We start from the raw sequence: 24,257 nt of genomic DNA, 5'->3' as shown, positions 1-24,257 counted from the left end.
GAAGTGAGTTTCTTACCTTATAAAGGGAATCACTGGAAGAAAAGAAGGTAGGACCATTGAAATTATTCGATTTTCAAGCTTCACAAGTCCTTTTTAGAAAAAAAATCCATAAATTTCATAGTCAAATAGACATAATCGGTGTATACTTAGGTATAAGTTAATAGTATTGATTCGTTAAGTTGAAAGAAAAGGTGATTTAATGAATGAACATCAACAGATGATAACGAATATTAAATCTGATATATTGAGCCTTTACGTTAATTCGATGGATAAGTGTATGATGCTTGATCAATATTTTGAGGTGCTTTCAGCAATATTGCATCGACACTTCAATATTCATCAATGCTGCGTTTTAGTATATGAAGCTGAGATGCTAAAGCCATTGACGATTGATACAGCAAAAGATGCAGGTATTCCATGGGCACTATTTGATACTTACTTTGCTTCCAAGAAAGTAACGGAGCTACCGTACTTCCTACATGAGCAAAAGCGTTATGGCGAAATGTCGCATATGATGCTGTTGAAAGTAGACAAAAAGCCGCCTTATGGAATTTTATTATTTAAAGCAACGGAAAAGTGGAGATCTTTTGTAAATGATGAATTTACTGAAGATTTAGTGAATGTTTTTGCGGGGCTAACGGCTATTACAAAGGAAGCGATCGATATTCGCTTAAAAGAAAATCAGTACCGTAAGCTATATAATATGACTGATCTATTTCATTCAACGATGGATATCGATAAAATACTGCAAAATGTTCTTGTTACGATCAAAGATAATTTCCCGGATTTAGGAGTCGAACTGATTTTATCAAATGATCAGGACCGGCAAACAACCATTAATATTAAACCTTTCGATTACTTATCAGAGCGTCCTTCTACAATTGAAGCTTTTGTGTCAGGGGAAGTGACTACGGAACTGGCTACAGATTTAGGATGTCGATTATTAAATGCGCCTATTAAGGGGAGACAGGCCATTTACGGAATCCTTCAAGTCAGCGCACCAACAACCTATGACTTTTCATTAGCTCAGAAGGATTTCATTCGTATGCTTGCACAGGCATCCGGCAATGCACTGGAAAATGCGAAGCTCTACCATCAGTCTCACCGGTTAATCAGTGATTTACAGCTTATTAATGAAACATCACATCGTTTGAATATGAAATTGGACATTCAGGAAATGCTGCTATTTTTGCAAAAGCAGCTGATGAAGTCATTCCAGCCGATGGAAATTTGTTTCTTGTTTAAGGATGAAAAAGGTCTGGAGATAACGGAAGCGAGTACACCACTTTTTTCTGCCCCTCAAGGACAAGTGTATATCGATTATGTACAAAAACATTTTGAAAATACACAGGACCCTCTGTTTATAGCGGATTTTAGCCGACTGATCGCTGAGAATGTAAAATATAAGTCCATCATGGCTATCCCTCTCATTATGGAGGAGCGTATCACTGGGTTTAGCATTGTCCTCCATCGGGATCCTTATTTTTTCTCTTTTGATAGCTTTAAACTGATGCAATCGCTCATTCACCATTCTTCATTGGCTATTTCTAATTCGATATTGCGTAATCAATTGCAGGATATGGTAGACCGCGATCATTTAACCAACTTATTCGCTCGCAGTTATTTAGATACTTTTGTAGAAAAATCATTAATAAATGATGACTCAGGTATGTTTATGCTGATTGATATAGACAACTTCAAGCGTGTAAATGATACGTATGGACATCAAGTTGGTGATGAGGTGCTGGTTCAAATTGGAACACAGCTTAAGAAGATGATTGGTACACGAGGGATTTGTGCAAGGTGGGGCGGTGAGGAATTGTCGGTATATGTACCGAATATTTTAAATCATGAAGCCCTCTATATGGCACAGCAAATCGTAGGAGCTATTCCGGAATCGACAAATCCTCACGTTACTATTTCTGCTGGTTTAATTACGTGGAATAAGGCTGCAAGACCGGACTTCCAATCTGTTTTCTTATATGCAGATACTGCCTTATACAATGCAAAAAATAATGGAAAAAACCAAGTTTGTATGTTCGATGAAACAATGCAGATGCAATTATAAAAGCTGTCCCTTAGGCCTTATACAGCCAGGGGACAGCTTTTGTTGTTACATATGTTTGAGAAGAACTGTAACAAATTGCTCTAGACCCTGTTTGTCTTCTTCTGAAAAACGATTTTTAATAGGGCTGTCAATATCAAGTACACCGATTACTTCATCGTTTTTGATTAGTGGAATGACAATTTCTGAGTTAGATGCTGCATCACAAGCAATATGTCCTGGAAAGGCGTGTACATCCTCTACAACAATTGTTTCTTTAGTTGCGGCAGCTGTTCCGCAAACTCCACGCCCTACAGGGATACGTACACATGCCGGTAATCCCTGGAACGGGCCAAGTACAAGCTCATCGTCCTTCATTAGGTAAAATCCAACCCAATTGATATCAGATAAAAATACATTTAATAGGGCAGATGCATTGCTCAAATGCGCAATTTGGTCTGTTTCTCCAGTTAAAAGTGCATCCAATTGTTTAGATAGCATAGTATATTGCTCGATAACCGAGCCTTCATATTGAATTTTTGTAAACATAGAAACCTCCAAAAGTTAATCTGTAAAGATTGTATCATAATATTGATGTAAATCCTTTACGGTATGTGCATCGGATCCAAAAGTATAGCGAAGACCAATCGATTTGGCATAGTCGAATAAGTGATATGCAGGATAAGGTTCCTGGCAAAATGGCTTACTTAACCCCGCGCTATTAAAATCGAGCTCATAATCGTGCTGCTTCATTAATCGCAAAATTTCTTTCACTTGCTCATCATCGTTAATCTGCTCATTATGTGCAAGCTGGAATTTATGGATAAGCGTCGGATGACCGATACGTTTTGGTTTGTATTCACCCAAATCAGTGAGGATGGAATCTTTTACCGTGGCATAATACAAATCATATAATGCCTGGATACCTCCTACTTTTTCAGCAAAACGTAAGTACTCTTCTTTAGAAAAATCGACGCAGCAGTACTCACCTTTATAGTAAAGGAAATGAACTGAAAGAATTGCATCATCCAACTGAGGGCCGTAAATTTGCAGGAAATTGGAAATTTCTTTCTCATAGCCGCTAATATAATCAATTTCTAAACCGATATTAATGTGTATCTTATTTTTGTAATGTAACTTTAATTGTTGGAGCTGTTTTATGTATTCCTGTAATTGTTCTACCTTCATACCGCTATCTTTATCAGGCGTCGTATCGTCAAATAAGATTGGAAGCGGCGCGTGTTCTGTAAAGGAAATATGGGTAAAGTGATGCTGGATTGCTTTTTCAATATATTCTTCAAATAAATCGGGGGTGCCGTGTGGACAAAAAGGTGTATGAATATGTCCATCTTTTTTCATAATGATCTGCCTCCTTTATTTCCTGATAATTAGTTTAAACAAAAACTTAAAAACATGATATTATTATAGATACATTAGCCAATTCAGACACTTTGGAATAGGGGGCTTACAATGATAAAGTATATCATCATTGTTGCAGTCGTTCTATTAGCATTATTAGCATACGGTCTATTCGTCCGACGAAAGCATAATGCCATAATAGCCCGGCTGGAAAAGGAAAAATTAGAGGTCCAGCATTATCCAATCTACGAAGAGCTTACGAAAGTAAAAACATTGAACATGAACGGTCAGACAGAGGAGCTTTTTGAAAATTGGCGTAATGCCTGGGTCGAGGTGACAGATGTTCATGTCATTAAAATCGATGCACTGCTTTTTGACGCGGAGGAATACATAGACCGATTCAAATTTAAAAAGGCAACAGAAATCGAACAGGAAATCGAAAAGAAAATCGAGGAATGTGAAAATACACGCCTCAAAATCTTGCTTGAATTGGAAGAACTGATAGGAAGCGAAGAAAAAAATCGTATTGAAATGGAACAGTTAAAGGAATATTATCGTTCGGCTCGAAAAACGGTTCTAGCTCATCAACATTCATTCGGATCGGCGCTTGGCCAGTTGGAGAAGCGTCTTGAAATGTTTACACCCAAGTTCGAGGAGTTTGATGTATTAACGGAGGAAGGCAACTACCTGCGGGCGCGTGAAATTGTTTTATCGCTGAATGCGGAAGCACAGGCGATTTTTGAGTTGTTAAGCGAGATTCCTACGTTACTATCGGAAGTCCAAACGAAAATTCCAACTGCTATCCACGAGTTAAGGAACGGGCAGCGCGAAATGGAAGAGCAGAAGTACTATTTGCGTCATTTAGAAATGACAGAATATCTAGAAGCTCTCGAAAAAGAATTGGAAATGTTGAAGCAGACAATTGCGGAACTCGACATTGAAAAGGTACGGCCGCGTATCGATCAGATCAATGAAGAAATTGATCAATTCTATGATCTGCTGGAAAAAGAAGTAGTAGCAAAAAGGTATGTAGATCTCCACTGCTTCCCTGTTCGTGAAAAGCTTGATAAGCTAACGGGCATCACCCGGGAAATAAACGATGAAGCAACGTATGTCCAGCGAACATACCGTTTGCCTGATAAGGAAGCAGAAATCCCTCGTAATTGCCTGAAACAGCTGGAAGTGCTGCATAAACGATATGATCTTCTATCAATGCGAGTCCAGGAGGAAAAATCAGCTTATTCAAGCTTGAAAGAAGAGCTTGAAGAAATTAGCGAAGAAATTGGACGGATTAATGAAGAGCAGGAGAGCTTTGCTCTACGTCTAAAAAATCTGCGCATTGATGAAAATACAGCACGCCGTCAACTTGATTCATTGAGCAAGCTTCTGCAGACAACAGAGCGCATGCTGACAAAAGCAAATATCCCAGGTATTCCTGAAGAAATGGATGCTCGTCTTGAGGAAGCAGAAGAACAGTTATTCATTGTAATGCAAAGTTTGCAGGAAACACCTCTCAATATGGAACAGGTGAACAGTAATTTAAATAATGCTCAAAAATGTATAGCAGATGTGAAAGCCCGCGCTGAAGAAATGGTAGAGAACGTGATTATGATCGAGCGTATCATTCAGTACGGCAATCGTTACAGAGCCTCTAACCCAGAGATGCATGCACAGCTGCTGGAGGCGGAAAAAGCCTTCCATCAATTCCGCTATATGAAAGCACTTGAAGACGCAGCAGCAGCGGTAGAGATGGTAGAGCCAGGTGCGATTAAAAAGATTGAAGTGCTTGTACAGGAAGATTTATCTGCAAAAATATAAGCATTACTAGTACCATCATGGACCATTTACAGTTATAATAGAAATATTGTAGAAGCCACCGCACATCCTGTGTTGGTGGTTTTGTTTTGAACAAGAACAGCAGCTTATTTTTTTGGTAGGTGTGCACCGCGAGAAATAAGGAGATCGGTTTTTCTCAAAGGTATACAGTAGAATAAGCTGTAATTCATATAATAAAGAAGGGCGAATGCAATGATTTATTTAGACAATAAATCAGCATACGCCCTCAAATGTTGATATATAAGGTTTTCAGGTGAGTCACATATCGGTAAGCGACCAAAAAGTGACCATTTATAAGATTTCATCAAATAAGTCGCTCGCTTTCTTTTTATCACGATCAGTTAAGTGACTATATACATTAAGTGTAGTTTTTATATCAGAGTGACCAAGTTGCTCTTGAATGATTTTAAAGTTAACGCCTTTGCTAACCATATAACTTGCATAGCTATGGCGTAAATCGTGAAATGTGATTTTAGGCAATTTGTATTTATTCACTAATCTTGTCCAAACAGTAGCCATTGATCGAGGATGATTTGGGTAACCTTCTTCATTTGTGAAAAGGAAATTAATAGGCTGACCATCATCATCTAACATAGGTTTCCAAGCTGGACCCATTTTTATTTTTTGTTTCTTTTGCTCTTTAGAATAACTTTCTAACTCTCGCATGAATGCAGCAGGTATATGCACGGTGCGAGTTTTTTTGTTTTTTGTTAATGCTAATATTAATTCCTTTTTTTCATCGTCAAAATACAATGCTTTATCGATTAAAATAGTGTTATTTTTAAAGTTCAAGTTCTCCAGTCGAATCCCACAGATTTCTCCTATTCTTAATCCGGCTAACACAGCCAATTTAATCTTTAATTTATGCACAACATTTATTTCTTCAATAACTCTAAATAAATATTTTAACTGTGGTTCATCATAGAATCCTTTTTTCTTTCTTTGGACCCTAGGAGATTTTATACCTTGCATAGGGTTTTCATTAATTAACTTCCATTCCATAGCTTTAGTGAAGATACTTTTTAACACCGTGTGTTTTCCACTGCTGGTACTGCCATTGCCATCATTTTCTTTCCACTTTTTAAAGCACTCCACAATATGAAAAGTTTTAATTTTCGATAGCTTATAACTCCCTAATTCATCAAGTATGCCGTGTTTTAAATGATATTTGTAAATGTCCCTTGTCTTAACAGCAAGGTCTACCTCTACATAATTTTCTAACCACTTAGCGACAAATTGTTCAAATGTAATAGTGTCGATGTTTTTTGTTACTTCCATATTTGCTACTTCGATTTCGAAATCAGTAAATGTTCTCGATTTGGGACATCTGCCAGAATATGCGCATCTTGCTACTCTAGAACTTGGTGATACTGTACAAGTTGTTGAGCCATTATTAGACATTAATATAAATTTACGCGTCTTATCGTATGAACGTGATCCATTTCAAAAGGTTACTTCGAGGATTCAGGTTGGTAGGGTCATCTTTGACTTCTTTAACTATGAACGAACTAAAGAAGCAGAAGAGGAAAAAGAAGCTCAAGAAGTAAAAACCAAAGTTAATATAAATAGCTTCGCATCTGTGGACGTCACACTGAGCACCGACACTGGTTCAGGGATGAATAAAGGAAATGTGTGGACGGAATGGACTACTGTTCCGTTTGCTTCTATTGTAACAATAAACTTTAGTCAAAAATACAGAACTATTCCTACAGTAAATGCACAGGTGTATGGTGGTATTGGCAATCCAAGCATCAATATGCTATCAACGAATGAAAATGGTGTTGAGCTATATACAGGTGTACAAATACAATGCAGCGGTACTGGCAGTCAAATATCAATGCATGCAATTGGGAGGACTTAATTCATGTCAAACTATCAAAGATTCCATCCTGATTTATTTACAACACTGTTCAATTATGAAGCAATTGGTGTAGTTACAAGCTTGGCAGACGACGCTTTACAAGTAACAGGACATTTTCGTACTATCGGCGATTATATAGGTTTAAGATTTAGTAGTGAAGATTTTTGGGCGCATGATTACGTAAAATAGAAAACAGATAAAAACTACACAGGTAGCACGTTTAAGTTTGTGCCATCGTTTGTCAACGCCGTACCTTATGATGACATTAAACACCAACCAGCTGCTATTATCCGTTACGGCAATGGTGATTCCCTCAAATACGTCACACTAGGTTTTTTTCGAAAAAAAGAAAAGGCATCAGATAGTTTCATTTTTGATGGTAAAAAAACACTATCAAAAAAATGGATAACCCCTAAACGTTATACAGTAAGTTGGGAAAAAACTGAGTATGAATACAGTTATGAGTGGGATGCAGAAAATGAAGTAACAATCGAAATTAAGACTCCAATTTATTTGAGTGGTACAGGTCAAGTAGGTATAGATTTTGATATGGATTTTGTGAAAGGTGAAGTCTACACTGCGGAAAGTGGCATTCCGTATGCTGCGACTGTCTACATTGACTATGAGTACAACGAAAGCGATGAATACACATTAGACTTTGATAAACTTTTTGAGGGCACACACATAGCTAACTTAGAGCCTTTAATGCCTAACGATATACACAGTATTACATTTCCATGTATACCAGAAGGCTTCAAATCTGACACACTTGAATGTACTGGTATAAGCACGCCATTTTCTATTACTTTTAGAGGTATGCGATCAACAGGCGGCGATCTAGGTAGCATACCGCCACCAATGCAAGCTAATCCATACCGAATAGCGGAGGGTTTTGATGATGAATACAACAAAAATCCAAAACGATTGATTGAAATGATGAAATTGCTTGGATATAGTGGCATGATTAATCTATATATCGGTGCTTCCCACTTTTATGATAAAAAAGGCTCTGCCGGTTTTATTAATCAAGGGCACACAACAATGTACCTTGACCCCGACGCAGGCATAAATACGGCATTTAAAACGTGGCTGCATAGCTATCTAAAACATATGAAATTAAATGGTTTTAATGAATTTGTTACATCTGTATCAATGGAATGCCTGCAAATGCCTGAAGAATGGAAACAGCGCATGAGTGATGGTTATCCAGGACAGACAGGATGGCAACCGCCTACATCCTTCTGCAGTCCAAATAATGATGATGTGAAAAAGTATATTGATAAAATCACCTGTGAAACACTTGATATTTCAGTAGAAGAGGGATTTCAGCCCATTTTACAGGTGGGCGAATCCTGGTATTGGTGGCAAGAGTTTGCGCCGGGGGATGTCAATAAGCCATTTCCTGGACGACCTCCTTGTTTCTATGATTCGGGCACAGTAGAACGATTTAAACGAGAAATGGGTTATGATTTGCCCGTTCACCCTACATCGGACATACCAATGACAGAACAAAATATTGAAGTGGCATTAAAGTTGCAACAGTATTTGGGCGAGTATACGGATTTCATGAGAACAATTGCGAATAAATATCCCAATTGTTTATTTACAACGTTATTCTTCCCTCCATCGGTCATCGATGTAGAGCGTGTGCCGGAGTTTTTAAGGATTGTAAACTTTCCAAAAGACTACTGGAAACGCCCTAACTTAGATTTTATACAAATAGAAGATTATGACTGGGTGACAAGAGAAGTCAAACAACATGAGGAAGTATTTACACAACCTTGGTATGATATGGATTATGACTATAGCCAGCAGCATTATTTTGCAGGCTTTGTATTGCTACATGAAAACGCTTGGAAAGAATGGCCCTTGATTGAAAGAGCAGCACAACAAGCATTAGGGAGAGGTTACGCTGAGGTATTTATTTGGGCAGGAACACAAATAAGGCGTGATAGTTGGGTGCCAAAATTAAACACATACGTATCAGATTGTGCATTATACTCAACCGTTAATATGCCAGTGGAAAATGAATAATCCTATGGGTTTGAGAACTCGCCTTCCACATATTGATTGTGGAGGGCTTTTATATTGCCAAAGGATTAAGGGGGAATGAGGATTCCAACGGAAGGAAGTGCATCAATGTATAAAACGATGGAGGAACATAAGGGTATCCTGGAAGATCATGAAGACCGACTGAAGAAATTAGAAGACCAGTCATTAAAGTTAGAAAATACAATCCTTACCGAAAATCGTGACACTCGTAACACTATGAAGGAACAAACAGAAAAGCTATTTAACATTGTAGAAAGCGCGATGGGTTACCAAACCAATAAATCTACACAGGACCATGAGTTGAAAATGCTTAAATGGAATACATTTTCGACGGTATTTTTAAAAGTCAGCGGTGGTTTAGGGGCTTTATTTTCAGCAGGTGGGTTGATTTATTATCTTATCACTAAATTTTTATAGGAGGAAATCACATGAACATCAATTGGAAAGTACGTTTACAACACAAACAATTCTGGGTGGCATTAATCGCCTTACTCATTGTGCTCGCTAATCAGGTAGCGGGCATTTTTCATGTCGATATTACAATTTACAATGAGCAGGTTAAAGCGATTACAGAGACAGTATTGAGCATCCTAGCGCTACTAGGTATTATCATTGATCCAACTACCGACGGAATTAGTGACAGCAATCGAGTCATGCGATATGACAAGCCTAGAAAGGATGACGGCAAATGGTAAGCATTACAGAAACATGTAGAGATTTATCGGAGCTAACGGCAGATGCACAATTAGCCTGCCGTCTTTTATTTCAGGAATGTGCCAAAGAAGGTATAGACGATATCTTTTTAACCGAAACATACCGACCACAAGGCAGACAAAACTATTTATATGAGCAGGGACGTACCCGGCTATTCGATGCTGCTGGAAAAAAGTTATCGAAAGTGACTTGGACAAAGTTGAGTAACCATACATCGCGCCGAGCATGGGATATCGCTGTAGCTCCACCAAAGCAATTGTATGACCTTAATACCCTAAAAAGAGTCGGCGCTATTGCCAAGAAGCTGGGAATCACTTGGGGAGGTTACTGGCCGGCGAGCCAATATGATGCACCTCATTTCGAAATCCCGGTGAATTGGAAAGCACCAGCTGGCTACAAATTAGAGGGGACTGTTTTTGTTCCTTCGAATAGTAAGCTACGTGTACAGCTTATTGTTAATGATAAAGGGCAGGCAGTGGTAGGTGTAAACGATGGCAAGCTTTACCGAGTCCAATCCGGTACATTTGCGACACAGGCGCAGGCTAATGCTGCAAAAGCGGCTCTTGGGAAACATAATATCGCAAATCCAGACTACGTCCGAGTAATGCAAGCAGGGGACAAATGGCGATTCATAACAGGAACGTATCAAACACAAGCAGTAGCAAACAATGCAATTTTAGCAATGAAACAGCGTAGCATTTTAACCTATGCTGAGCCAATACCTGCATAGCATAATAACAGCCCGTTACCTTAATTGGTAGCGGGCTTTTTGGTGTTTATATAATTACACAAAGGCAGAACGAGTTGTCAAGGCTCATTCTATAGGTTAACGGTTTGTTGTAATGAATCGTAATTATAGCAAAGAGAATAAGGATACTCTTATAATTTGCCATCTTCGTTCTAGTAAGCACCATATTTTCTATTATATGAGATAGCATAAAGAATCTTAAGAGAAGATGACTTTTTTCATTTATAATTCTTGAGGGGAGTTAAAAAACAAACGCCATACTCAGAGGAAAAAATTTTATTTGTCCTCTGACTTAAATAAAAAATCCAATTTAAGAATGGCTTTTATTACACAACCTTTAACCCACCATAAACACTACCGTCCACTGTGCAACCAACCATTGCTTCGAGCAAGGCATCTTTAATAGTCCATTGAGCCCATTGAATACCAATACCTGATTGAGATCTTAAACGTGAATAAACTTCAGCATATCGATATCCTTCTAAAACAACTGTTCTTGTTCTTGGCATTACTGTATCAGGTATAAGATTTAGAGTACCACCAGCAGCGTACCTTTTATAATTCCCATCTAGATTTTGTGATGCTACACTTGAACCATTATATTTAAAGCTTGCTTCTGCCCAAAGATCAAACATTTTAAGTCCTACAGCATTATAAGCTATACCAGTTGTTCTTTTGACTGGAGTAGTTTGTTGGGTATATAATGGTTGGATTGCCTGACTTTGCCCAACAGTTTTAAATTCTACTAAAGAAATATCGCCTGTCTTACCTAGATAAACATCAATATAATCTGAATCTGAGTTATCATGTTTAAAGGTGAAGACAGTCCCTAATTCGTTAGTTTCTTTTTGTGAATTAATAAAAACTCCTAAATTACCTTTACTTTCTTCATAAGCTTTATTATTTTCTTCTGTTAACTCTGGATATATATCTTGAATATCAAGTGAATTAGACTTCAACATAACTTCGGGAGCAGGATTTGCTTCATAATGTGAATCAATTAAATTTTGAATTTCCTCTAAAGTAACATTCTGATGTGATTTTAACTCATTAAATTTGTAATGTAATTCAGCGACAGAATTTTCTATATAGTTTTTAATATTTTTAATTTCATCCTCTTGATTTATAGTTGCAGCAGATATACTTTCAGAATAAAATGCAAATGATAAAATTAACGTTAATAAAAATAATATTTTTTTAGCAGTTTTCATAGTATAATTCTCCTTCTTCAGTTATACGAAATATTTTGGATTGCGATCATAATTAAAATGAAACAGCTAATTATAATACCAAGGCGAATGATTGAAATTAATGGACGTAGAGTCGGATCATATTTTTTAAAATATAATCGCAAGCTAATCAAAAATAAGCTTAGAGAAAGTAAAATTAAAAATAATGGGAAAAATAATATATTGTTGCTAAGTACCATACAAAAGAACAATAAAATCAAGATAATAGTGGATGGCAGTTGTATTTTTTTTATCGTAGTCTCAGTCAAAAAGATTTCCCTCCTTTTATGTCACCCAAGTAATATAAAATATACCAAATTTTTATAATACTATCTAGCTAATTTATTTGTTTTGATTACAAACTACTAGCCGTTTGCGACTTTATTACTTATTAGGCGAGCAAAGATGTCAACAAAGAGTAAACAAGACTTACAATGAATGTTTAGTACCTTTTTGTAATTGGTTAAATAAGCAGAATTGTCTTCGAACGCTCTATTTTGTAGGTAAACATAGTTAGTAGATATAGATGCTTTTGAAAATATGAGAATAAGTAATAGCCGCTTCATGAGGAGAGGAATAAAATAAATCAAGCATCTGCCTTATATTCATAATATGATAATATGCCATTACTAGGGGAACCAGCCCTTTCATCGGAAACAGCTAGCTTACTGTACATGAACAAAAGTATTTATTAGCTTATATAGGACTCATCTTATATAGAAGTAGTTAAAGTATAATAAATTATTTTTCTTTGAATTTTATGCCAAATTTAAATTTTGGACCCTATAGAAGGATTAACTTTGCCTCCCTCGAATTATGTCGGCAAGGAGGTGATGACAATTGTGTTTTATTTCGAATATTTAGTTCTGTCATGACTTCTTTAATGGATTTACCTGCTAAACGCATTTCAATCGCTTTCATTTTAACTTCATATGGATAGCTAACTCTTGTACCGATAGAAAAAACACCTCCAACTAGAATTTTAGGTATCTATACCCGAATTCTTGTTAAAGGTGTTTTTTAACTGTCCCAATCAATGGGGTCAGTTCTAACCAATCATTTAGCTCTTTTAATCTTTCCAAAACAAGCTCTTTACAAGAAATATATAATAATACCCACACGGAAAAGGAAGCTCATATGGAATATATGAATGAATGGCAAAGGATGCTTTACGATTTCATGTACTCGCTGCCACTCGCTGATCAATTGAAAGATGAACTACATAAATGCATAGTGGCTACAAAGATGAACGATGTACGCGATTTTGTGAACGCTAAAGACATTTTGACTAACATTTTCCGTGATATTGCGAACGGTACGTTAACAATTACAAGTACATTAAGAGCTATCTTTACTGGCGCTTATGGCAAGGATAAAGAGCGTATAAAACGTCCTGCTGCCACTTCTGCTATTGTGGAAGACAATGTGCAGAAAGAGCGCCCAGTACCGTTTTACGATTGGTTAATTGAACGTGAAAGTTCTTAGGAAATAAACGACTATACGCAAATAGAGAATGGGCTGGAATGGTAGGAGGATAAATATGACGCATTTTGAACATATGGAATCAATCGGCCAGATGAATATATTTGAGTTTTTAGAAGTACCACTGTCACTAGGTAGAAACAACGCGTTTATAACGGCTGATAAAGTGAGGATCCGTTTCTATATCGATGAGCTGTCTTATATAGAACACTGTCACCCACAGTTATTAGGGAGAGGTTCACGTATACCTTTATAAAAATTGCAATTACACGCTTACAATTATCCACTTTAAAGATAATCGATTTTTAGTCATCTGCATTGACGTTAGGGGAGGGTCATAGAGGAATTAAGAATACTGGTTTATAATTGGAATAAAGTATCGATTTTCTTTAACAAGGTGTGATATTTAAAATAAAGATTGTTTGTTTTAAAGCATTATTTTTCTTAAGGAGGTGTAATACATGCATGACCATATATGCTTGTAAGGTAGACAAATAATAAAAGTAAAATAGAGGATTGATTAAAAAGTTTAAGGAGATGAGTAGGGTAATGGAAAATTATGATTTAATTAATGTAAAAATCAATAAAGTATACGAAGCAGTGGAACATGTTGGATTTGATGTTGCTTTAAATTGGAAAGAGGAATTAAGCTATCCGTACTACGAAGGCTTTAATAATAGTGATATTTCTATTAGAAAGGGTTCTCTTTTTTCATTTCTAGGTATGTTGATAAATCATTATTATAGATCTTCACTAGCTTTTGGTCCGGAAAAAAATGAGGATAAGACTAATGGGGAAAAAAAAATTCATGATATAACCGTTTTTATAAGAAATTTCTTAGAAAACTACAATCATTTAAAAAGTGATTTTCCTATTACTGTATTTTTTGTGATTAAATTTCTTTACTTATTAGATAAGGAATTACCTTTTGAAGAAAGGTTTGAGGGTTTACTATATCCTGATAGTTTTGTTAATATTAGAGAGTATTTTTTCGAGACAGTAGATTTAGAAAAATATAAATATTATTCTGCTGTTAAGGAAGAATTAGGATTCCCCAAAAAATACTTTTAGAAGGAAAAGGTGATGAAAATCAAACGTTTATCCAATCGTATTAGTTTTATGGTTCTTTTAGCCATAGTTGTTTTATTATCTTCAAGTAAAGCACATGCTAGTTATCCTGATATGGGTATAGAAATTCAAGCAACACCAGAAGAAGTCCAAGCATTCGAGAGAGAGATAGATAATATGGGAATCCCTTCTTATGAAGAAATGGAAGAGATTTTACTAAGCCAAAAAAAAGAAGATCTTGAAAATATGCAGATTAGTACTTTTAATTACATATCTACGCCTTGGTCAGAAGTTCCTTACAATCAATTAAAGATGGTAATAAATGAACAATGTGGACCTTATACACAAGCTAGATATATTTTAGGTACCGACTTTAATACTATTCATGGAAGTAAAATTATGATGCCTTCAGGTAAAGGTTGGGAAAATTATGGGTATTGTCATATTTATAAGGGGCATATGCAAAATAATATCTTAGCTAAAAAGATGTACACTTTTAACGGGAAAAGCCAATTCCAAGCAGTATATAACCCTCATGCTACTATAGATATAATGAAAAATGTAGTCGATTATGATCGTTATTATGTCAGAGTAGACGATTATAAAATTTATAAACAAAGAGATAACGCTAGAGAGGGTCAGACTGTCAGAGTTGTTCTATATGATCCAAAAGGGTGGTCTACTAGAGAATTTGATCAATATGATTATATTGTAATAACGGCTTATCCTGTATTTTTCCCTAAATAATTTAAAGGTGAGACGATTCTTAAGTTATTGATAATCGTATGAATTAATTAAAAAGTAAAGTACATCACATGATAATAAGATGCCCGAAAAGTTAGAGTTGAAAACTAACTTTTTGGGTATTTTTTATATGCCAAAGTAGAATGAAGAATTTATAGTCTAACTTTATTGCAAGTCAACACAACTACACACGACAAAAAAATTACGCTCCATATTAAGTGCCAGACGAAACTAGATGCCGTTAATTATTGCATCGAGAGAGCTAGAAGAGAGCCTGCTGACGTTTATAGACGAAGATGAGATAAGCAGCATAGCCAAGGCCAGGAAGGTTACTGATAAAGAAACAATATCGATCAATGGGTGCATTAGTAACAATTAGAATTATGTATTCAGGTATCTACAGGCTGAGTTCAACCTAAATCAGCGGCAGCTGCTATACATTTTAATAGGTAGAATTGCTGGGAGAAGTGGTTTTGGAATGGAAAAGATCTCGCCATAAATGGAAAAGCCTTTAGTATCTTTTAACAATGAAGAAAATATTATTGTATATTGAATTAATTAGATATTGGAAAGATGATGTCGATTGGTATTAAGAAAAAATTGCTTTAAAGTGGATAGGTTACACTAAGTTGGACAGATAATATAAGGGCTTGTAAACTTAGACTATCAATTAAAGGGAGCGTGCTATTATGACACGTCGGGCGTCGAACATTTACACCCGAATTTAAACTGCAATTAGTGAAACTTTATGAAAACGGCAAGTCTCGTGCGGACATTGCCCGAGAATATGATATTACGCCTTCTGCGTTAGATCGCTGGATTAAAAATCATAAGGAAACAGGATCATTCACAGCGAAAGATAATCGAACAGAAGAAGAAAATGAACTTGCTCGATTACGCAAAGAAAACCAACGTTTACTAATGGAGAACGATATTTTAAAGCAAGCAGCGCTGATTATGGGACGAAAATAAATGTGATTCGTAATAATGCTCACAAATATTCGGTATCAGCAATGTGTGCCGTCCTCCACTTACCAAAAAGTACGTATTATTATCACGCTGATCTATCCAATAAGCGTGCACAAAAGACCGAAGATATAGCAATTTCTAAAGAAATCGCCCGTATTTTCAAAGAAAGCAGAAACAATTATGGTACACGTAAAATCAAAAAGGAATTAGCTAAATTGCCGAAGCCAATGCTGGTTTCACGTCGTCGAATTGGACGTCTCATGAAGGAACAAGGGCTTGTTTCGAACTATACAATCGCACAATTCAAGCTTCATCAATCAATGTGCAATGAAGCCCCTGTAAAAAATGAATTACAACGACAATTTAAACAAAAAGAGCCGTTGGCTGTTATTGTGAGTGATTTAACGTACGTCCGAGTCGGAACAAAATGGCATTATGTATGCTTATTTGTTGACCTTTTCAATCGTGAAATCATTGGCCATAGCGCTGGTGCAAGTAAGAGCGCAGAGCTTGTCTATCAGGCCTTATCAGGCATTAAAGGAAACTTGAACGACGTTCAATTATTTCATACAGATCGAGGGAAAGAGTTTGATAATCAACTAATTTCAGAAGCTCTTGGAGCCTTCGGAATCCAGCGGTCACTAAGTATGAAAGGCTGCCCTTATGACAATGCAGTGGCCGAAGCGATGTTTAAGGTATTTAAAACGGAATTCGCTAACGGAGCCCATTTCTCTTCCCTTGAACAGCTCGCTCTTGAACTTGGTGATTATGTTCATTGGTTCAATAACATTCGAATTCATGGAACACTGGGCTATTTAACACCTATGGAATTCAAGCAACAGCTCCTATAATTTTTGTCCAGTTTAGTGTTGACATTCCAAAGATTTTGGCCTGATTTAAAGAAAAGGACTTCTCTATTTAAAGAGAAATCCTTTTAAATGCTTACTTCCACTTATAATTAGAGAAAAATTGCTTGAAAAGTTTATTGTGATTCTAAATCCTTAGATTCTAACTGTAACTCGTCAATAGGTGTAATGCTAGTTGGTAACATAATAGGTCCCTTAGAACCGTAACTTTTAGTAGGGAACATAGTATATACAGACTTTAATCCCTGATAATTCTCCCACACAACCCTTACATCTTGGTTTAAAGTGGCTACGTAAGCTTCAGATACGTATCTGCCAGCATAACTAGGTTGAGCTGTTGAATCTCTAATAACTATTGCTGCTACGCTTGCCATCCCAGTTCGATCAAAAGCAAAAGAAAATTGAGACTTTTTTACACCATCTACATACCAACTATTAGCACCTGGATTGGCCATATGAAGGCGTTGAATATGACATGCTCCACGAAGTGAATTCCCGTTATACACAACAACCTTTTTATCATCGCTTTTACTACTATTGTTTACCGAACTATTGCAATAATCTGTAGCATTTGCTACTAAAGAAGATGATGCAAATAAAGCTAGACATAAAACTAATAATAATGGAATTTTTTTTAGTATGTTCATTAATCCTATTCCTCCTCCAAATTATGTATTATATTACAATAAATATAAATAAATGTAAATAACTAAATATCTTTATTTGTAATAATTAACAATTTATTTTAGTATAGAATGTGAGGGAGTGAAAAATAAATATATGAATAATTTTAAAGCATATTCTTTTTCAAGATTAATTGCACATTCAGAAATGGAGTTTTTTTTTATCCTTGGTCTAATTAATCCGGATGATTTTGATGAAAATTGGAATGGAACAGGACATACAGTTGTAGGCTATTTAGTAATGTATAAAAATCATAAATTAGGGAAGATAGAAAATATTGTTTATTTTTTATCTGATTACAAAAATGCTTTTTCCGATATTAAAAGATATACTCATCACTTCGCTGATTTAATGACTTCGGCAGAACTGTTATCTTATGATATAAAATTTATATTTAAAGAAACTGGAGTAAGAGGAGATTCAGTGGGATCACCGTATATAGATTTTGTGAAATCTATCGTTGGTAGTGATATCTCTAATATAGTCTTAAATGATATAAAAGTATAAAGCGTATTTATAGTTTATATTTAACAACTGTAAATTATGCTTAAGTATTACGTAAAATGGAAAAAGGAGATACGAACTAAATCATTAATATAAAAGACCACTCTATAATGGGTGGTCTTTTATATTTTCAGGTGACCAAAAAGCGACCAATTGGCGACTAATCTTGATTGCCAAGAAAAGTTTATGGTCATTCACGGCATATTGCGTTATGATAAATACCGTTAAATCAATGTTTTGAAAGAGTGAGACTCATAATGAAAGACAACATAATTTATTTAGACAATAGTGCGACAACAAAGCCGCATAAAGAAGTGCTGGATACATTTGTTCAAGTGAATGAGCTGTACTATGCAAATCCAGCTTCTATTCATGAAGCAGGTGTCACAGCCCATACGCTTCTAACACGGGCACGCGAACAAGTTGCGCAGATTTTAAATACAGAGTCAAAAGAAGTGATTTTTACGGCTGGTGGAACAGAGTCAAATAATTTTGCCGTTTTTGGCACAGCCCAAGTTAGCACTCATAAGGGAAAGCATATTCTAACAACCGAAATCGAGCATCCATCTGTTTTGGAAGCTGTAAAGCGGCTAGCTGAAGAGGGATTTGAAGTCGAGTACCTGGGCGTTGATTCACATGGTGTTATTTCTTTGGAGGAACTAAAACAAAAGGTTCGCAAGGATACCATTTTGGTCAGCATCATGCATGTAAATAATGAAATGGGCGCTATTCAGCCGATTAAAGAAGCAGCAAGCATTATTCATTCACAAAGCCGTGCGATGTTTCATGTGGATGCGGTGCAGAGCTTTGGCAAGCTGCCGATTTCGTTCGATGGGGAAGCAGGACCCGACATCCTAACAATTTCGGGTCATAAAATTCATGCATTAAAAGGTTCTGGCGTCATTGCTTTCCGGAAAGCTTTCAAAATCGCTCCGTATATTGTAGGCGGCGGTCAGGAATTCGGCCTGCGAAGCGGAACGGTAGCAGTACCACAAGCAGTCGCGTTTGCGAAAGCGGCAAGGCTTGCTGTAGAAAATATGGATATCCAGTATAAAAAATATGTAGTATGGCAGACAGAACTCCGCACATACCTACAACATTTCGGAAATGAGATTCATTTATTATCTACAGAATTAGGAGCACCATACATTTTATCGTTTAGTGTACGTGGGCTAAAAGGGGAAATTTTGATTAATGCCTTGCAAAAAGCGGGCGTGATTGTTTCCACATCGAGCGCATGTTCATCAAAGCAAACAAAAACAAGTCATGTTGTAGAGGCATTACAGGTGGAGCAGGTCTTTAAAAAAGGTGTGCTGCGTCTAAGTTTCGGCATGCAAACAACAGAAGCCGATATTGCTGCCTTTAAGGAAGTATTCGAGCAAGTGATGAAGCAATTAAAAGGAGAAGTAGTAGTATGATTTGGAAAGAGATTTTAATTCGTTATGGCGAGCTTTCAACGAAAGGCCGCAATAAAAATGATTTTATCAACCGTCTGCGAGAAAATGTACGTTATTCCTTCAACGATTTGATGCCCTTAAAAATTCGGGCCGAACGAGACCGGATGTTTATAGAGATAGAAAATGAAGAAAGAATGAATACATTGATGGAGCGCTTGCCTGAGGTGTTCGGCATTCAATCATTTAGCCCTGTCGCTTCATGTGGCAAAGATATGGATGAGATAAAAGCTTTAGCTATTCAAATCATGGAGCTTTATCAAAATCAGGACATTACATTCAAGGTAGAGGTTCGCCGTACAGATAAAAATTTCCCGCTTGATTCACATGCAATCCAGCGAGAAATTGGTGGGACGGTGCTTCGAAAATATCAAAATTTATCTGTGAAGGTGAAAAAACCGGATGTAGAATTACGTATTGAAGTGCGTTTAGATGCTGTTTATATGATGGCACAAGTCATTCCAGGTGCTGGCGGCATGCCGGTTGGTTCGAATGGCAAATCGCTGTTAATGCTATCAGGCGGAATCGACAGTCCAGTTGCCGGTTATTTGATGATGAAGCGGGGCGTACGTCTAGAGGCGATTCATTTTTACAGTCCTCCCTATACAAGCCAAAATTCATTGCAAAAAGTTAAAGATTTGGCAAATGAATTAACAAAATTCGGTGCGAAAATTCGTCTGCACATTATCCCGTTTACGGAATTGCAAGTATTAATAAAAGAAAGCGTTCCGGAAAATATGACGATGACAACGACTCGCCGTATGATGCTGCGCATCGCTGATAAAGTGCGGGAAGAAATCGGCGCATTAGCGATCGTTACGGGAGAAAGTTTAGGGCAAGTGGCTTCTCAAACACTTGAAAGTCTTACAGCCATTAATGCTGTCACAAGTACACCAATCCTTCGTCCGCTTGTTGCTTCGGATAAATTAGATATTATCGAAATTGCAGAGCGTATCGGTACGTACGAAACATCGATTCTGCCATATGAGGATTGCTGTACAATTTTTACACCAGCAAGTCCAAAAACAAAACCGAAACTAGAAAAGGTAATGCACTATGAAAGCTTTACGGAATTTGATGAATATATTGAACGCGCCGTAAAGAATCGAGAAGTGCATATCCTGCCTGAGAAAAAAGTACAGGAAGACAAATTTGCCGATTTACTATAAATTCCTGTTTGAAGAATAAATTACCGTAAAATATTTGTGTATGAAATTCTCCTCCTGGCACATTCTATATGCACAAGGAGGTGAAACACGATGTCAAACAACAATCGTAGCTCAAACAAACTTCGCGTACCAGGTGCGCAACAAGCTCTTGATCAAATGAAATATGAAATCGCTCAAGAGTTCGGCGTACAATTAGGAGCAGAAGCTTCTTCACGCGCTAACGGTTCAGTAGGTGGAGAGATCACAAAACGTCTTGTCCAAATGGCTGAATCTCAATTAAAAGGTACAAACCAATAATTAATTAAAACAACAGAGCTGTTGTATAAGCGTAAAGCTTATACAGCAGTTCTTTGTTTTGTAAAGAAACAAAAAAATAACACGGCTTGCTTCATTAAAAAATTCATCAATACCCCTTTATCTTTGGATAGTATAAACAGAAAAAAGTACTATAAGCAAAATATTTTTTCTAAATATATGGATTTTTTTGAAAAATCAAACACGTCAAAGTATAATATACTTTGTAAGGCAAAGGGGATAAGGGGGAGTTATTAATGAACCGAGAACAGTTATTAGCACCTGAAATGTATAACATTGTGGATGAAATTGAAAAGCATGCTGCACAGGGGGATAAAAAAGCATTGCTTATTCGTCATGAAAATGATGTCATCGAAGAAGTTACATACGCGGAGCTCATCAAAAAAGCAAGTCAGGTAGCAAACGTTTTTAAAAATGAAGGACTGCAAAAAGGAGACGTATTACTTGTTATGGTACCGCGTTCCCTGGAGGCATACGTAACATATATCGGGGCTTTAAAAGCAGGTCTTACAATCATTCCAAGTTCCGAATTGCTGCGAGCAAAGGATATCGACTATCGTATTGTTCATGCAGAGGCGAAAGGAATTGTAGCATACGAACAGTTTCTTGGGGAATTCGATGAGGTTGAGCAGCTGAATGGCCTGCAATTGTTTGTAGTAGGAAATGCTGTTGAGCCATGGAAGCCGTTATTAGAGAAAGCAAAAAATGAACCGACGACGTTTGATGGTGTACAAACGCAAGCAGAGGATACAGCTTTTCTTGCCTATACAAGCGGGACAACTGGAAACCCAAAAGGAGCTATCCATACACACGCATGGGGATATGCACATCTGCGTACGACTGCAAGCAGCTGGCTAGGTGTAGAAGACGGAGACATTGTATGGGCTACAGCAGCCCCTGGTTGGCAAAAGTGGATCTGGAGCCCGTTCTTAGCCTCGCTTGGCAGCGGTGCAACAGCATTTGTTTATAAAGGGAAATTCGATCCAGTGAAATATTTGGAACTGTTGCAGGAGCATAAGATTAATGTCCTGTGCTGTACACCGACAGAATATCGTTTAATGGCGAAAGCAGATAACTTGAGCAGCTATAATCTATCAGCTCTTCGAAGTGCTGTATCAGCGGGGGAGCCGCTGAACCGGGGAGTAATTGAAACGTTTATACATGAATTTGATGTCCAGGTACGTGATGGATATGGTCAGACGGAAAATACATTGCTTGTCGGTACACTAATGGGAATGGAGCCTCGTCCAGGTTCAATGGGGCAGCCTACTCCAGGGAATATTGTCGATATTATCGATGATGAAGGAAATGTCCTGCCTGCTGGGGAAATAGGAGATATTGCCGTCCATAAATCCTCACCTGCTTTGTTCCGTGGGTACTTGAAGGATCCAGAGCGCACAAGCATGCAATTCCGCGGAGAATGGTATATTACCGGGGATCGTGCACGCAAAGATGAAGAAGGATATTTCTGGTTTGAGGGACGAGGAGACGATATTATTATTTCTTCTGGATATACAATTGGGCCATTCGAGGTTGAAGATGCGCTGGTAAAGCACCCTGCCGTACAAGAATGTGCTGTTGTTGCGAGCCCGGACGAGATTCGAGGCAGCATAGTAAAAGCATTCGTTGTCCTGCGTGATCATACATTAAAAGATAGTCCAACAATCATTCAAGAGCTGCAGGATCATGTTAAAGAACTGACGGCGCCATATAAATATCCGCGTAAAATTGAATTTTTGGAAGAGTTGCCGAAAACGGTATCCGGTAAAATTCGTCGAGTGGAATTACGAAATGCTGAGTATAGCAAACAGCATAGTTAATAAATAGTAATGCCTTGTTTGAAAGCCGCATTGAAAGGGAAATCCTGCAATGCGGCTTTTTTAATGGTAAATAAATGGTAGTGCAGGGAGGTATGGAGCTCCAACAGAAAGGTGTTGGTCATGCTCAGTCGGCTGCTCGAGATCGCTTCGAAATTCTCTTCTCGTATTTGTCGTGCTTCGAGTCTTTCTCCAGCGTTGGTCACAGCTCAACAGGCATAGATGCATTTTTGTTTTTCTTGGAAATAGTATTTTTGAATTTCCGAAACATTTCAGGAACTGATTCGTATACACTATAGTAGGGAGGCGATTGAATGAATACAAAAAGATGGATTGCTCTAATCGCAGCAGCAGTCTTACTCGTATTTTCTTTAGGCTTGAATTCCATTATCGCGTTGTTTAAAACAGATTTTTTCTCAAGCTTTGAAAGTGCATTTGGAGAAACAGATACAACAGTATACGAACTGCCGCTTGAAGCAGGCGATCTTGATAGCCGAATTGCGCTGCTGACAGTAAAAGGAACAATCCTGGATACGGGCTCCAGCTCGATCTGGGAAGAGGTGGAATATGATCATCAAGGATTCTTGAGCCAGTTAGAGTCAATTAGGAATGATGAAACGGTTAAAGGAGTCGTATTGCATGTTGATTCTCCAGGGGGAGGCGTATTAGAATCAGCAGAAATCTATGAGAAGCTGATTCAAGTAAAGGAAGAGAGACAAATTCCGATTTATGTATCCATGGGTACATATGCTGCTTCGGGCGGTTATTATATTGCCGCGCCGGCAGATAAAATCTTTGCTCAAAAAGAGACGATTACTGGATCAATCGGTGTGATTATGCAAGCATTCAATTATGAAAAACTGGCTGAAAAGGTCGGAATTGAATTTGAAACAATCAAATCGGGGGCTCATAAGGATATGTTTGGCGGTGCCCGAGCTTCAACAGAAGAAGAAAAGGCAATGCTGCAGGAAATCATTAATGAGTCCTATGAGGATTTCGTGGACGTAGTAGAGCAAGGCCGTGGTATGACGGAAGCAGAAGTAAAACAGGTAGCTGATGGCCGCATTTTAGGTGGAACACAAGCAATGCGTGCTGGGCTCGTAGATGAAATCGGTGATGTCGAAGATACGGTAGCTGCATTACGCTCAGATTTTGATTTGAAAGATGCGGAGCTGTTTGAATATTCATCGGCAAATGATAGTCTGGGCAGCTTGCTTGGTATGAAAGTAAGTGCATTCTTTGGCCCATCGGAAGAAGAGAAATTGATGCAGAAGATTTTATCTACTAGCAATTCGCCGCGTATGATGTATCTCTACGGGGACTATTAAGAAAGGAGTGATTA

25 protein-coding genes and 1 pseudogene are annotated in these 24,257 nt (G+C 37.4%); 19 read left to right on the top strand and 7 right to left on the bottom strand.

Annotated features, from left to right (window positions below; translation table 11 throughout):
- The first annotated feature begins 199 nt into the window (after positions 1-199).
- Positions 200-2,068, top strand: coding sequence for a sensor domain-containing diguanylate cyclase (locus AA0Y26_RS16250; protein ID WP_413363124.1), 1,869 nt, complete (start codon positions 200-202; stop codon positions 2,066-2,068).
- 45 nt (positions 2,069-2,113) lie between these two features.
- Here the strand turns inward: AA0Y26_RS16250 and AA0Y26_RS16245 are convergent, their stop codons facing one another.
- Both AA0Y26_RS16245 and hisJ read right to left on the bottom strand, forming a co-directional pair.
- Entirely contained in the window at positions 2,114-2,593 is a 480-nt protein-coding gene (locus AA0Y26_RS16245) for a GAF domain-containing protein (RefSeq protein ID WP_413363122.1), read from the bottom strand.
- Between the two features lie 15 nt (positions 2,594-2,608).
- A complete protein-coding gene (hisJ, locus tag AA0Y26_RS16240; protein ID WP_413363120.1) occupies positions 2,609-3,403 on the bottom strand; it encodes a histidinol-phosphatase HisJ in 795 nt (264 codons plus the stop codon).
- 111 nt (positions 3,404-3,514) lie between these two features.
- Between hisJ and ezrA the strand changes: the two genes are divergently transcribed.
- Complete coding sequence (ezrA, locus tag AA0Y26_RS16235; RefSeq protein WP_413363118.1) at positions 3,515-5,221, top strand: septation ring formation regulator EzrA; 1,707 nt, start codon at positions 3,515-3,517, stop codon at positions 5,219-5,221.
- A gap of 309 nt (positions 5,222-5,530) precedes the next feature.
- Here ezrA and AA0Y26_RS16230 read toward each other — a convergent pair whose 3' ends face one another.
- On the bottom strand, positions 5,531-6,517 hold the full coding sequence (locus AA0Y26_RS16230; RefSeq protein ID WP_413363117.1) for a tyrosine-type recombinase/integrase: 987 nt from the start codon (positions 6,515-6,517) through the stop codon (positions 5,531-5,533).
- Between AA0Y26_RS16230 and AA0Y26_RS16225 the strand changes: the two genes are divergently transcribed.
- The 6 genes from AA0Y26_RS16225 to AA0Y26_RS16200 all read left to right on the top strand — a co-directional run bounded on the left by AA0Y26_RS16225 (position 6,498) and on the right by AA0Y26_RS16200 (position 10,596).
- The gene (locus AA0Y26_RS16225; RefSeq protein ID WP_413363116.1) at positions 6,498-7,100 is read left to right on the top strand and encodes a hypothetical protein; all 603 of its coding nucleotides are present in this window, start codon (positions 6,498-6,500) and stop codon (positions 7,098-7,100) included. The two genes, AA0Y26_RS16230 and AA0Y26_RS16225, sit on opposite strands and share 20 nt — an antisense overlap.
- A gap of 3 nt (positions 7,101-7,103) precedes the next feature.
- Positions 7,104-7,289, top strand: a complete 186-nt coding sequence (locus tag AA0Y26_RS16220; protein ID WP_413363115.1) for a hypothetical protein — start codon at positions 7,104-7,106, stop codon at positions 7,287-7,289.
- A gap of 39 nt (positions 7,290-7,328) precedes the next feature.
- Positions 7,329-9,134: a hypothetical protein gene (locus AA0Y26_RS16215; RefSeq protein ID WP_413363114.1), complete on the top strand. Its 1,806-nt coding sequence runs from the start codon at positions 7,329-7,331 to the stop codon at positions 9,132-9,134.
- A gap of 75 nt (positions 9,135-9,209) precedes the next feature.
- Positions 9,210-9,569, top strand: a complete 360-nt coding sequence (locus AA0Y26_RS16210) for a hypothetical protein (RefSeq protein ID WP_413363113.1) — start codon at positions 9,210-9,212, stop codon at positions 9,567-9,569.
- Between the two features lie 11 nt (positions 9,570-9,580).
- The gene (locus tag AA0Y26_RS16205) at positions 9,581-9,847 is read left to right on the top strand and encodes a phage holin (RefSeq protein ID WP_413363112.1); all 267 of its coding nucleotides are present in this window, start codon (positions 9,581-9,583) and stop codon (positions 9,845-9,847) included.
- A complete protein-coding gene (locus AA0Y26_RS16200) occupies positions 9,841-10,596 on the top strand; it encodes a M15 family metallopeptidase (protein WP_413363111.1) in 756 nt (251 codons plus the stop codon). Before AA0Y26_RS16205 ends, AA0Y26_RS16200 begins: the two co-directional genes overlap by 7 nt.
- Positions 10,597-10,940: 344 nt before the next feature.
- On the opposite strand, the gene AA0Y26_RS16195 is transcribed toward AA0Y26_RS16200, so the two are convergent.
- Both AA0Y26_RS16195 and AA0Y26_RS16190 read right to left on the bottom strand, forming a co-directional pair.
- Positions 10,941-11,825 carry a hypothetical protein gene (locus tag AA0Y26_RS16195; protein ID WP_413363110.1) on the bottom strand — a complete coding sequence of 295 codons (885 nt, stop codon included), beginning with the start codon at positions 11,823-11,825 and terminating at the stop codon, positions 10,941-10,943.
- Positions 11,826-12,674: 849 nt separating this feature from the next.
- A pseudogene (locus AA0Y26_RS16190) lies at positions 12,675-12,800 on the bottom strand (IS3 family transposase); the annotation flags it as partial.
- A gap of 189 nt (positions 12,801-12,989) precedes the next feature.
- Between AA0Y26_RS16190 and AA0Y26_RS16185 the strand changes: the two are divergent.
- From AA0Y26_RS16185 to AA0Y26_RS16165, 5 genes are all read left to right on the top strand, one after another.
- The gene (locus AA0Y26_RS16185) at positions 12,990-13,328 is read left to right on the top strand and encodes a hypothetical protein (protein WP_413363109.1); all 339 of its coding nucleotides are present in this window, start codon (positions 12,990-12,992) and stop codon (positions 13,326-13,328) included.
- Between the two features lie 55 nt (positions 13,329-13,383).
- Positions 13,384-13,581: a hypothetical protein gene (locus tag AA0Y26_RS16180; RefSeq protein ID WP_413363108.1), complete on the top strand. Its 198-nt coding sequence runs from the start codon at positions 13,384-13,386 to the stop codon at positions 13,579-13,581.
- Positions 13,582-13,874: 293 nt separating this feature from the next.
- Positions 13,875-14,396 carry a hypothetical protein gene (locus AA0Y26_RS16175; protein WP_413363107.1) on the top strand — a complete coding sequence of 174 codons (522 nt, stop codon included), beginning with the start codon at positions 13,875-13,877 and terminating at the stop codon, positions 14,394-14,396.
- Between the two features lie 12 nt (positions 14,397-14,408).
- Positions 14,409-15,140, top strand: a complete 732-nt coding sequence (locus AA0Y26_RS16170; protein WP_413363106.1) for a hypothetical protein — start codon at positions 14,409-14,411, stop codon at positions 15,138-15,140.
- Between the two features lie 726 nt (positions 15,141-15,866).
- Positions 15,867-16,957, top strand: a protein-coding gene (locus AA0Y26_RS16165; protein WP_413368259.1) for an IS3 family transposase whose coding sequence is annotated in 2 segments (ribosomal slippage) — positions 15,867-16,107 and positions 16,107-16,957 — 1,092 coding nt in all. Because the reading frame shifts where the segments join, the coding sequence is not laid out codon by codon here.
- A 131-nt stretch (positions 16,958-17,088) separates the two neighbouring features.
- Here AA0Y26_RS16165 and AA0Y26_RS16160 read toward each other — a convergent pair.
- Complete coding sequence (locus tag AA0Y26_RS16160) at positions 17,089-17,619, bottom strand: hypothetical protein (protein WP_413363105.1); 531 nt, start codon at positions 17,617-17,619, stop codon at positions 17,089-17,091.
- Positions 17,620-17,752: 133 nt separating this feature from the next.
- Between AA0Y26_RS16160 and AA0Y26_RS16155 the strand changes: the two genes are divergently transcribed.
- The 5 genes from AA0Y26_RS16155 to mbcS all read left to right on the top strand — a co-directional run bounded on the left by AA0Y26_RS16155 (position 17,753) and on the right by mbcS (position 22,918).
- A complete protein-coding gene (locus tag AA0Y26_RS16155; protein ID WP_413363104.1) occupies positions 17,753-18,163 on the top strand; it encodes a hypothetical protein in 411 nt (136 codons plus the stop codon).
- 254 nt (positions 18,164-18,417) lie between these two features.
- Positions 18,418-19,578 carry a cysteine desulfurase family protein gene (locus AA0Y26_RS16150; RefSeq protein ID WP_413363103.1) on the top strand — a complete coding sequence of 387 codons (1,161 nt, stop codon included), beginning with the start codon at positions 18,418-18,420 and terminating at the stop codon, positions 19,576-19,578.
- Positions 19,575-20,783: a tRNA uracil 4-sulfurtransferase ThiI gene (gene thiI, locus AA0Y26_RS16145; protein WP_413363102.1), complete on the top strand. Its 1,209-nt coding sequence runs from the start codon at positions 19,575-19,577 to the stop codon at positions 20,781-20,783. The genes AA0Y26_RS16150 and thiI overlap by 4 nt, the downstream gene beginning before the upstream one ends.
- A 90-nt stretch (positions 20,784-20,873) precedes the next feature.
- Positions 20,874-21,080 (top strand): alpha/beta-type small acid-soluble spore protein, encoded by a 207-nt coding sequence (locus AA0Y26_RS16140; protein ID WP_036156212.1) that lies wholly within the window; start codon positions 20,874-20,876, stop codon positions 21,078-21,080.
- 254 nt (positions 21,081-21,334) lie between these two features.
- A complete protein-coding gene (mbcS, locus tag AA0Y26_RS16135; RefSeq protein ID WP_413363101.1) occupies positions 21,335-22,918 on the top strand; it encodes an acyl-CoA synthetase MbcS in 1,584 nt (527 codons plus the stop codon).
- Here the strand turns inward: mbcS and AA0Y26_RS16130 are convergent.
- On the bottom strand, positions 22,915-23,121 hold the full coding sequence (locus AA0Y26_RS16130; RefSeq protein ID WP_413363100.1) for a hypothetical protein: 207 nt from the start codon (positions 23,119-23,121) through the stop codon (positions 22,915-22,917). The genes mbcS and AA0Y26_RS16130 overlap by 4 nt on opposite strands.
- Positions 23,122-23,229: 108 nt before the next feature.
- On the opposite strand from AA0Y26_RS16130, the gene sppA reads away from it, so the two are divergent.
- Positions 23,230-24,243 carry a signal peptide peptidase SppA gene (gene sppA, locus AA0Y26_RS16125; protein WP_413363099.1) on the top strand — a complete coding sequence of 338 codons (1,014 nt, stop codon included), beginning with the start codon at positions 23,230-23,232 and terminating at the stop codon, positions 24,241-24,243.
- Positions 24,244-24,257: the final 14 nt, after the last annotated feature.

Origin of the sequence: Lysinibacillus canaveralius (assembly GCF_047301505.1) — a bacterium.
GTDB lineage: Bacteria > Bacillota > Bacilli > Bacillales_A > Planococcaceae > Lysinibacillus_B.
This window is presented reverse-complemented; position numbering and strand designations above follow the sequence as displayed.